This window comes from Chitinimonas lacunae (assembly GCF_042650885.1).
Classification (GTDB): Bacteria; Pseudomonadota; Gammaproteobacteria; order Burkholderiales; family Chitinimonadaceae; genus Chitinimonas_A; species Chitinimonas_A lacunae.
This window is the reverse complement of record NZ_JBHSBU010000001.1, coordinates 1,548,800-1,559,505: the sequence shown is the minus strand read 5'-3', so window position 1 is coordinate 1,559,505 and position 10,706 is coordinate 1,548,800. Positions and strand designations below refer to the sequence as shown.

The following is a 10,706-nucleotide window of genomic DNA, read 5'->3' as shown; positions in this document are numbered from 1 at the left end:
CGTCTGGCAGAACGACCAAGATGGCGGGTTGTTATAAAATAAAATAATAAGAAAATTAGCTGCTAGAAATATTGCGGGAAATAAAGATAAATAAATGAAAATGTAAAACAGCCTGCTAAGCCATCACACCAGGACCGACACGCTGGTGCTACCCCCAGGGCTTAGTCGGCAAGGGGGACGGCTGGCGTGATCTTGCTCATATCGCGCCGCCATCGCTGGCTCAGCCATGCCAGCAAATCATCGACATAGGTAAACACCACCGGAATCACCAGCAGACTCAGCAAGGTCGAGGTCAGCAGTCCGCCGATCACGGCGATGGCCATCGGGGCGCGGAAGCTCGGGTCGGCACCCAGGCCCAGCGCGATCGGCAACATGCCGGCGGCCATGGCAATCGTGGTCATCAGAATCGGCCGGGCTCGCTTGCGGCAGGCATCGATCAGCGCCTCGTGCCGACCCATCCCGCCACGGCGGGCCAGCACGGCGTACTCCACCAGCAGGATCGAGTTCTTGGTCACGACCCCCATCAGCATCAACAGGCCGATCACCGAAGGCATGGAGAAGCTGTTGCCGGTCAGCAGCAGCGCCAGAAACGCCCCGCCCACGCTGAGCGGCAGCGCAGCCAGGATCGTGGCCGGTTGCAGGAAGTCATGGAACAGCAGCACCAGCACCAGATAGATGCAGCCGATACCGATCAGCATCGCCAGCCCGAAACCGCCGAACAATTCCGCCATCCGCTCGGCGTCCCCGGCGGCCGCCTGACTGACCCCGGCGGGCAGCGTGCGCAGTGATGGCAACGCATTCACCGCTTGCATGACCTCGCCAATGCTGCGGCCGCCCAATTCCACCTCGATGGTGGCCTGACGTTGCCGGTCGCGTCGCTGGATCTGACTCGGGCCGCTGCCGAGTCGGATGTCGGCCACACTCGCCAGCGTCACCTCGCCTTGAGCGGACGGGACACGAATCTGGCCGATGGCGTCGAGGTCCTGTCGGGTGCTGGCGTCGAGTCGGACGCGGATGCCGATCTGCCGTTGCGGCAGGTTGAGCTTGCTCTGGCTTGCCGCGAAGTCGCCCCGGGTAGCGATGCGGACCGTTTCGGCCAGCGCGCTGCTGGTGACACCCAGATCGGCCGCCCGGTTCTGGTCGGGCATGATCTGGAGTTCGGGACGTTGCAGACTGAGCCCCGAAGTCACCGAACCAATGTCCGGGAGTGTGCGCAATTCCCGCTCCACGGTCCGGATCGCGCCTTCGAGTGCCGTGGCGTCGTCGCCGACCAGGGTCAGTTGCAGGGTTTCGCCGCTCTGGATGCCACCGACACTGACGCGAGCGCCCGCTAAGGCTTGCAGCGCGCGGCGGATATCGGCCTCGATTTCACTCTGTGAACGATCACGCTCGCTGCGTGGAGTCAGGTTCAGCGTCAGCGTCGCGCTGCGGGCATCGCTGCGCTGATCGACGCTGCCCGGCCCGCCGCCCTGGCTGGTACTGCTGCCCACTGCGGTGAAGACCTGTCTGACGTCGGGCACGCCTGCTAGCAGTCCTCGCGCCTGTTCTGCCAGTTGGAGGGTGTCGTCGAGTCGGCTGCCCGGGGCCAACTCCAATGTCACCTGGGTCTGGCTCTGATCGCTGGCCGGTACGAAACCGGTGGGCAGCAGCGGAATCAGCGCCAGTGAACCGGCGAAGAACAGCAGCGCGGCGGTCAGGGTGAGGCGGCGATGGGCCAGACAGCGCTCGACCCAGCCGAGATAACGGCGCAGCAGCGGACCTTCTGGCTCGACCTGCTGATCGGGCTTGAGCAGCCAGGCTGCCATCACGGGCGTCAGCAGCCGGGCCACCAGCAGCGAGGCGAGGACGGCCGCGGCCGCAGTCAGGCCGAACTGGCGGAAGAAGCGCCCGGGAATGCCGCCCATAAACGCAGTCGGCAGAAAAACCGCCACCAGGGTCAGCGTGGTGGCGACCACCGCCAGCCCGATCTCGTGGGCAGCTTCGCGTGCAGCCTGGAACGGTGTCTTGCCCAGGCGCAGATGGCGGACGATGTTTTCCACTTCGACGATGGCGTCGTCGACCAGCATCCCGATCACCAGCGCGAGCGACAGCAAGGTCAGCACATTGAGGCTGAAATCGAGCCAGTACATCACGGCAAAAGTCGGCACGATGGACAGTGGCAATGCCGCTGCCGACACCAGTGTGGCGCGCCAGTCGCGCAGAAACCAGAACACCACAAGGACGGCCAATAGGGCGCCTTCGTACAGCAGACCGATCGAGCCGTCGTAATTGTCCTGGATCGGCTTCACCGTATCGTAGGCTTCGTGGAATTCGACTTGCGGATAGCGGCCGCGCAGTGTCTCGACGGTGTGCCGTACCGCCGCCGCGACAGCGACTTCGCTGCTGTCCTTGCTGCGGGTGATCTGGAAACCGATCACCGGCTTGCCGTCCAGCAAGGCATAGGTGGTGCGCTCGGCATAGCCGTCATGCACCTGGCCGAGCTGGTCGAGCCGGACCTGGCGGCCTTCGCCGAGCGAAATCGGCAGCGCGGCGATCTCGGTGACGGTGCCGACTGCCGCCAGCGTGCGCAGCAACTGGCTCTGTCCGCCCAGCCGTGCCTCACCGCCCGAGCCGTTCTTCTGCACGGCCTTGAGTTGACGGGCCACGGTGGCGGCGTCGATGCCAAGTCCACTGAGCCGGGCCGGGTCGAGTTCGACCAGCACTTCGCGGTCGACGCCGCCCAGCCGATCGACGGCGCCAACGCCGGAGGTGGCAAGCAAGGCCCGGCTGATTTCGCCATCGACCAGCCAGGACAGCGCTTCTTCGTCGAGCCGCGCCGACGCCACGCTATAGGTCAGGATCGGCGAGCCGGTGGTGCTGAGTTTGGAGACGGTGGGCGCGGCCATCTCGACCGGCAGTTCGGCGCGGGCGCCGTCGATGGCATTGCGGACCTGGCTCAGTGCTTCTTCACTGTTCTTTTCCAGGGCGAACTGTACGTCGATCGACACCGAGCCATCATCGATGGTGGTGGTGAGGTGCTCGACGCCGCCCAGCCCGGCCAGGCGATCTTCGAGCTTGCGGGCGACGTCGGTTTCCAGCTGGGCAGGCGCCGCACCTTCGAGGCTGGCGCGAACCGAGATGGTGGGGAAGTCCATATCGGGGAAGCTCTGGATGCCGAGCCTATGCAGGCCGATCAGCCCCATCAGCGTCAGCACGACAAACAGCAGGATGGCGGGCACGGGTTTGCGCAGCGCCCAGGCGGACAGATTCATTTGGCCTCCTGCTTCGATTGGGCAATCCGCACCAGATCGCCCTCATGCAGAAAGGCCCCGCCGCGCTCGACCAGTCGGGTATTGGCGGCAAGACGGTCGAGGATTTCGATCTGCTCGTTCCGGCTGCGGCCGGTTGTCACCTTGCGCTGTTTGACCCGGCCGCTGCCATCGACTTCAAACACATAGCTATGGCCATCGCGCAGCGTGATGGCGCTGGCCGGCACCGTCTGGGTGGCAGTGCGACCGAGCTCGATCGTGCCGCGTGCATACATCCCGGCCCGGGCGGCGTTGCCGCCGGGCAGGTCGATATGGACCAGGGCGTTGCGGCTGGCGTTGTCGAGGGTAGGGGACAGCGCACGCACAGTGCCGTTGACGCGGCTGCCATCGGGCAGAGACAGGCTGGCTGACTGTCCCGCTACCAGCCGGCCCAACTGTCGAGCGCCGATTTCGGCGCGCCATTCCAATCTCTCCTGTCGTTGCAGTCGGAACAGTTCGCTACCTGCTGTCACCACGGTGCCCAGTACAGCAGCCCGGGCGGTGATCAGGCCGTCGTCGATGGCAACGATACGGGTCTGATTCAGTTTGATCCGGACAGCAGCCAGTGCCGCTTCAGCGGCTTCGAGCCGTGCAGCGGCGCTTTGGGCTGCGAGCTGGTATTGCTCGATCTGCTGGGTGGACAGCGCACCGCTGTCGCGGACTGCCGCACCGCGCTCGGCGTTGGCAAGCGCTTCGGCCAGGGCGGCACGCGCCTGGGCCACGCCCGCTTCGGCTTGGCGCTGTTCGGCGCGGATCGTGTCGGCGGCCAGTTCAGCCAGCAGTTGGCCACGCTTGACCCGGCTGCCGACGTCGGCATGGAGCGCCACGATGCGCAGCCCGCCCGTTTCGGCGCCGATGCTGGCTTCCTGCCAGGGTGAAATGGTGCCGCCGGCGTCGAGGGTCAGTGGCCAATCCTGGGTTTGTGGCTCGACCAGTTGCACGGTGAGCGCCGCCCGTGCGGCGGGTGCCGGCGCGGCCGGTTGGGGGTCGCGTGCCAGCAGGGCAGCGCTGGCCAGCACGATCAGGCCGGCCAGCACGGCCAGTCGGAAGGGAGGTTTCATCAGGAGGATTCCGCGAGCGAAGAAGGCGAGCCAGCGGCCTGCCAGCCGCCACCCAGGGCTTTGTAGAGATCGATGGCATGGAGCAGGCGGTCGCGCCGGACCGTGATCAGCGCCTGCTCGGCCGCCTGGGCGTCGCGCCGGCTTTGTTCGAGCGTCAGCAGACTGCCGGCGCCGACCTGCCACATCTGCTCGGCGGCGGCAAAGTGGCGGTGGTAGCCGCTGGCGCTGGCGGCAATGTCGGCTTCGCGCCGGCTGGCGCTGTCGAGTTGCACCAGCGCCTGTTCCACTTCGCGCACGGCCTGGCGCACCGTCTGCCGGTAAGTGGCGATCGAGGCGCGATGGTCGGCCTGGCGGCTCCACACGGCGGCCTGACCCGCACCGCCATCGAACAGCGACAGGCTCAATGAGGGACCGAACGACCAATTGCTGCTGCGGCTGTCGCTGCTGATCGAACCGAGCAACGACAGACGCGGATAGCGCCGCGCCTGGGCCTGACCGATGGCCGCGCTGGCCGCCGCGACCGAGCGTTCGGCCGCGACCAGATCGGGCCGTTGGCTCAGCCAGTGCAGCGGTACGCTCTGGACAGCCACGGCGGCCGGCTGTGGCAGCGTCTGGCGGCCGTGGTCGAGATGGTGGCGCAAGGTCGGCTCGGCCAACCCCGTCAGGGCGACCAGTGATTTGACCGACAGTTGGCATTCGGCCTGTTGGCTCAGCAGCCTGGCACGGGCCGCCGCCGCGCCGGCGTCGGCGAGCGCACCGTCAGCCGGGGCGCTGAGACCCGCCTGCACCGCGCTGGTCGTTGTACGGGCCGTCCGTTCGAGCGAGGCGAGATGGTCGCCTTGCTGCTGTTCCAGCAGCCGGCAGGCGCGATAGCGCACATATTCGCCCGCGACTTCGGCGGCCAGCGAAACGCGCGCCTCGTGCCACTGCGCCTGCCGTGCCTCGACCTGGGCAGCCGCAGCTTCCCGGCCGCGTTGCAGGCCGCCGAACAGGTCGATTTCCCAACTGGCGTCGAGCAGTCCCTGGCGCGTGCTCTGGCCATCCTCGATGCGCTGGGCGTTTCCCTTGAGATTCGCCCCCGGCAGCCCATTGGCCGTGGCGCTGTCCTGCTCGGCACGCGCCGCATCGAGACGGGCCGCAGCCAAGGCCAGCGTCGGGCCGGCCTTTACCGCCTCTGCCTGCAACAGATCGAGCGTGCTGTCGTCGAAACTGCGCCACCAGTCGAGCAATTCACCGGTGCTGCCGCCATGGGGCAGTGCTTCCTGCCAGGTGGCGGCGACTTCGACCGTGGGGGTGCGGTACTCGGGACCGACAAGGGCACAGCCCGACACCACCAGTGCTAACAGCGCACCGCCAAGACGGGGGGGAAGAGGGAAGGACATGGTCTCCGGGTCCGACAAACGATCGTTGCCATCGTCGCGGCAAACCGGGTTAAGCGCCGTTAAGTCTCGGTAAAGAAAGGTAAAGGTGGGGGCGGTCCTGTCCACCTTCGCTTTGTTTCGTTGGGAACCACAGCAATGGATGGAGGCGTCCGGGACGCGGTTGTTGGGGGTGTTTTTATTATTTCTTTACTAAAATGGCTATCTAACTTGCAATGGCTTTGCGTAAATATTGATTTTTCTTCCATCCATCAGAGCGCTGCTGAGACGACCTTCAATTCCGCGTCCGCCAAGCTGTGCTGGAGGCGTGGGACACAAACAGTCCGGAGCTGCCGCCACCTCAGCCTTCTGCTGGTAAAGACGGGTAAAGATCGAAAGCAGGTGCGGCTGTCCTGGCTATCATGCAGCGAAGTTCAATCCTGTTTGCTGCTGCCATGACCCATGTTCTTCTGGTGGACGACGACGCCGAGCTAAGCGCGATGCTGGCCGAATATCTGGAACAGGAAGGCTTCAGTGTCCACGCCGTCCACGATGGCGAGACAGGGGTGGCTGAAGCGTTGAGCGGGCGTTATCAGATTGCCGTGCTCGATGTGATGATGCCCAGGCTCGGTGGCGTCGAGGCACTACGGCGCATCCGCGCGCAGAGTCGTCTGCCTGTGTTGATGTTGACTGCCCGCGGTGACGATATCGATCGGATTCTTGGCCTGGAACTGGGCGCCGACGACTATGTGCCCAAACCCTGTTCTCCCCGCGAGCTGGTGGCGCGGCTGCGGGCCATTCTGCGTCGCGGCGGTGAAGCGTCGACGCCGGCCGATGAGTTGCGCAGCGGCGCCTTGCGGCTGTGGCCCTCGCGCCTGTCGGCCGAATGGCAGGGCAGCCCGCTTAGCTTGACCGGGGCCGAATTCCGGCTGCTGGAAGTGTTGGCGCGGCAGGCCGGGCAGGTGGTCAGCAAGGCAGCGCTGTCCGAGCGTGGACTTGGCCGGCCGCTGGCGCGTTTTGATCGCAGCATCGATGTGCATATCAGCAGCATCCGCCAGAAACTCGGCGCCTCATCTGATGGCCGCGCCTGGATACAGACGGTGCGCGGCCAGGGCTATCTGCTGGTCAAGGAGTAGGCCGTGGGCCGCCTGTTCTGGAAGTTCTTTGCGGCATTCTGGCTGTCGCTGATGCTGACCATGGTGACGGTGATCGCCGGCGCCTGGCTGCTGCAATGGTTCGACCCACCGGAGCAGCACAGCTTTGAAGCCGAACGCCTGCATCTGATGCTCGGTGGCGCCGTGGGCGTACTGCGTGAGGGAGGACCTGCGGCGGCGACAGGTCTGCTGCGCGATTGGGCCGCCCGGGGTGCGGTGCCGGCGATGTATATCGTCGATGAGAGCGGACGGGAGTTGCTGGGACGGTGGCTGCCTGAGGCCGAATTGGCCGGGTTGGCCGCGCGTCTGGCCCGGGGCGACCCGGCGGTGGCCGAGGTGCGCCGTGGCGGTGGGCAGCGTTACCGGGTGTTTGCGCGTGAAGCCGAAGTGGCACGACTGCTGGCCGATGCCAAGCCCAAACCCCCCTCGATCTGGGTGCCGATCACTGCTTCCGCCCTGGTCAGCCTGGCCGTCAGCGCCTTGCTCGGCTGGTATTTCGCCAAACCGGTACGCAGCCTGCGTTGGGCTTTGCACAAAGTGGCCGATGGCCGGCTCGATACCCGGGTTTTTGCGCGGATGGGCCGGCGCCGCGACGAAATCGCCGATCTGGGCCGGGATTTCGACCGGATGGCGCAGCAGCTCCAGCAGCTGGTCGGCGCGCAGCAGCGGCTTTTGCACGATGTCTCACACGAATTGCGCTCGCCGCTGGCCCGTCTGCAAGCAGCCATCGGCCTGGCCCGACAGCGGCCCGACCGGACCGAGGCCAGCCTGGAGCGGATCGAGCGCGAAGCCGTGCGGCTCGACGGTCTGGTCGGCGAACTGCTGACCCTGGCGCGCCTGGAGGCCGGCGCGGCTGAGATGCGGCGCGAACGGGTCGATCTGGTCGAGCTGATCGGGGCGATTGCCGAAGATGCCCAATTTGAAGCCCGTACCCTGGGCCGCGAAGTAAGCTGGCGCGCCGAGGGCGAATTCGTGGTCGAGGTCGGCGCGGAATTGCTCTACCGGGCGTTCGAGAACGTGATCCGCAACGCCGTCAAATACACCGTCGAAGGCAGCACGGTCGAGGTGAGCGTCGAGGCGGGGCCGGAGCGGCTGACCGTCAGTGTGGCCGACCGCGGACCAGGAATCGCGCCGGCCGATCTGACGGGCATTTTTGAGCCGTTTCGCCGGCTTGAGCAGACCCGGGAAATGAGCGGCTTCGGCCTCGGCCTTGCCATCGCCCGCCGCGCCATCGAATCGCATGGCGGCACCATTACCGCCGAGGCCCGCCCGGGCGGCGGTCTGGTGATGCGCCTGACCTTGCCGCGCCCTCCGTCCCTGTCGTGACGGGGTGATCGATGAGCCGAACCTCGGCCTTTCAGGAACAGCCGCCAAGCCAGAAAAACCATAGGAAGCGTCAGCCACAAAGCGCTGTCGGGCGCCCTGCTTGCGGTCCTCTTCATCCTTTCCACGGCCACCATGCGTCCGGGTCTCGCGACGTGGCGGATGGATAGTTCAGGAGTCGCTTGAGAGGCACTATTCCTGTTTTTTGAAATTCTGGAATCTGCATAATCTGCTTATAGCAGTGCTCATGCACAATATTTTATATATTGTCCACTCCCGCCCTATTCTCGCAGTGATGGGTGGCGATGTGCCGGTTCGATGTCCCTTTCAGCGAGGAGGTAGCCCATGAACTATTCGTTTCTGACGGCCGGTGTGCTGGTGGCACTGGCGTTTCTGGCCCATACCTTTATTGGCGTGCGCGAGGCGCTCAGTACCCGACCGCTGCGGCAGGGACAGCGCGACAGCGACTTTATGGTGCTGGAGCGTCGCTGGGTGCAGTCGCTCTGTGCATTCCAACTGGTAACGATCGACCTGTTGGCGCTGGCGGCGCTGTTGATCGCGCTGTCCTTTCCCAGCCTGCTGCCGGCCAGGCAGAGCCTGGCACAGATGTCGCTGCTACTGCTGCTGGGCTGGGGCGTGATCTGGCTGATCCAGATGGCCGCGCTGCGGCGGCCTTTCAAGGACTATCTGGTGCTGGGCCAGTGGATACTGTGGTTTATCTGTGCCGGTCTGCTGTATCAGGGTTTACAGGCGTTTTAGCGCAGCTGTGTCGGGTCGGTGTCCAGCCGGGCCGGTAAGCTTGCAGTGAAGGCGTTGTTTTTCCTCTGGGTACAGAAATAGAAAGGCTATCGATGCTGATCCGTCCTGCCGTTGAGGCCGACTGGGAAACCCTGAAAGCTCTCCGCCTCGCTTCGCTGCTCGATTCACCCAAGGCATTCGGCTTGAGCCATGCCGAGGTGGCGCAGTACGGTGAACAACAGTGGCGACAGCGGGCCAGTGGACGCAGTGGGCCGGTTTACTTTCTGGCCTGGGAAGGCGACCTCCCTGTCGGCATGGTCGGCGGGGTGATTGATCGGCACGATGAGTACCAGTTGATCGCCATGTGGGTCCGTCCCGAATCGCGTGGTACGGCGGTGGCCAGCCGGCTGGTCGAGGCCGTCGAGGACCATGCCCGTTCGCTGGGCCGGCATAGCGTGGTGCTGTCGGTGGCACCGGACAACTCGCGTGCCTGCCGCTTCTACCAGCGGCAAGGCTTTGTGTTCGGCGAGGCGACCGAGTCGCTGGCAAGTCACCCCGATGTGCTGCTGCGGCGGATGGAGCGGCAGATGCCTGTCTAGTCAACCGAATTCATTGTTATCGGTACGCCGATTTTTAAATCGGCGTTATCTAAAAAAAGCATGGCATTTCGCTGACCAGTGCCTAGTATTCAAAGCGTCAGGTAACACTTGGTAATTTTCGACATCCGTCGAAAGCCCGTTCATATGGACGGGCTTTTTTATTTGCCGGAAAAGATAATCTTGCCGGTCGTCAGCGCGATTTATTTTCAATCGCTTTGAAAAAATTACCAGAACGGATGTGCCGGCATCACCGCCGGATTTCTCCCCTCTCCTCGTACCTGCAACGACCGCTTTTTCGGCCTCTCCCACCCCGCCCAATTACCCGCACAATCAATCGTCAATTTTCCCTTTGGAGGAAATATCCGAGGCTTCTTGGCCTGGGAAATGGTAAAATATCGCCTCGTTGTTGAGGTGGTATCAGGAAAGGAATCGACGATGGAACGTTACAAGAATCTTTCTGGCAATTCAGGTGTCCTTGAATACGATATGGGCCCGGAATCGATCACGGTCCAATTCCGCAACGGGGTGTATTACGCCTATACCTATCGCAGTGCCGGCCCCAGCAAAGTGGAGCAGATGAAGAAGCTCGCCGTCGCCGGCAAAGGGCTTGCCTCCTACATCGGCCGCTATGCGCCCCGTCTGTATGAGGCCAAGTGGAAATAGCCAGCGTGGTCGTTTGCTGAGTCTGCGTGGCAGGACAATCAAATCAAAGAGATGGCAAGACCCGATGATCGGTTTCAGATAAACCCGATCCCGGATTTCATGGGATCATATTTGCTGGATCTTCGGCTCCGAATGAATCTTCACGAATCGTTCCTTTGTTGGGTCGGAATCCGAATGGCTGCATTGGAAAGGTGGTAGGTATTTCGATAAATTGGGAGGGTGATGAATTGATGTGGAATTTGAGTGTTTATTTTTTCTGTTGTCTGGGTAATCTGTTTTTGTTGGTGATTTTGTTTGGCTTGATCGGCTTTCTTGCGGCGTTTGGTGAAAGAAGAAATGGCCGTGTGCAGGACAAATGCGCCGCATCCATCAGCTGCCGAAAGGTGAATATCATGTCGTATGGCTTGCTTTGTCCCTCTGTTTGGGAAACAGGAATTAAAAAATGAATTTTTTCCCGAAAGACGGGTCTTGATCGACGCCTCTATTGATTGAGCGTGACGAGCGAATTTTCTGCCGGGCGGAA

9 protein-coding genes are annotated in these 10,706 nt (G+C 63.5%); 6 read left to right on the top strand and 3 right to left on the bottom strand.

The genetic code is table 11. The annotated features are described in order from the left end of the window. Positions 1–161 precede the first annotated feature (161 nt). From ACFOW7_RS06540 to ACFOW7_RS06530, 3 genes are read right to left on the bottom strand one after another with little or no spacing between them, the layout of a single operon-like run. Positions 162–3,251: an efflux RND transporter permease subunit gene (locus ACFOW7_RS06540; protein ID WP_378162302.1), complete on the bottom strand. Its 3,090-nt coding sequence runs from the start codon at positions 3,249–3,251 to the stop codon at positions 162–164. After that, entirely contained in the window at positions 3,248–4,348 is a 1,101-nt protein-coding gene (locus ACFOW7_RS06535; protein WP_378162299.1) for an efflux RND transporter periplasmic adaptor subunit, read from the bottom strand. The genes ACFOW7_RS06540 and ACFOW7_RS06535 overlap by 4 nt, the downstream gene beginning before the upstream one ends. Next, on the bottom strand, positions 4,348–5,730 hold the full coding sequence (locus ACFOW7_RS06530) for an efflux transporter outer membrane subunit (protein ID WP_378162297.1): 1,383 nt from the start codon (positions 5,728–5,730) through the stop codon (positions 4,348–4,350). Before ACFOW7_RS06530 ends, ACFOW7_RS06535 begins: the two co-directional genes overlap by 1 nt. Before the next feature lie 431 nt (positions 5,731–6,161). Here ACFOW7_RS06530 and ACFOW7_RS06525 point away from each other — a divergent pair, with 431 nt between their 5' ends. The 6 genes from ACFOW7_RS06525 to ACFOW7_RS06500 all read left to right on the top strand — a co-directional run bounded on the left by ACFOW7_RS06525 (position 6,162) and on the right by ACFOW7_RS06500 (position 10,629). Further along, positions 6,162–6,842, top strand: coding sequence for a response regulator (locus ACFOW7_RS06525; RefSeq protein ID WP_378162295.1), 681 nt, complete (start codon positions 6,162–6,164; stop codon positions 6,840–6,842). 3 nt (positions 6,843–6,845) lie between these two features. Next, positions 6,846–8,186, top strand: coding sequence for a HAMP domain-containing sensor histidine kinase (locus tag ACFOW7_RS06520; protein ID WP_378162294.1), 1,341 nt, complete (start codon positions 6,846–6,848; stop codon positions 8,184–8,186). A 342-nt stretch (positions 8,187–8,528) separates the two neighbouring features. Continuing rightward, positions 8,529–8,942, top strand: coding sequence for a hypothetical protein (locus ACFOW7_RS06515; protein WP_378162293.1), 414 nt, complete (start codon positions 8,529–8,531; stop codon positions 8,940–8,942). Between the two features lie 92 nt (positions 8,943–9,034). Beyond that, positions 9,035–9,520 carry a GNAT family N-acetyltransferase gene (locus ACFOW7_RS06510; RefSeq protein WP_378162291.1) on the top strand — a complete coding sequence of 162 codons (486 nt, stop codon included), beginning with the start codon at positions 9,035–9,037 and terminating at the stop codon, positions 9,518–9,520. 435 nt (positions 9,521–9,955) lie between these two features. Continuing rightward, complete coding sequence (locus ACFOW7_RS06505; protein ID WP_378162289.1) at positions 9,956–10,183, top strand: hypothetical protein; 228 nt, start codon at positions 9,956–9,958, stop codon at positions 10,181–10,183. Positions 10,184–10,374: 191 nt separating this feature from the next. Then, positions 10,375–10,629, top strand: coding sequence for a hypothetical protein (locus tag ACFOW7_RS06500; RefSeq protein ID WP_378162287.1), 255 nt, complete (start codon positions 10,375–10,377; stop codon positions 10,627–10,629). Positions 10,630–10,706: the final 77 nt, after the last annotated feature.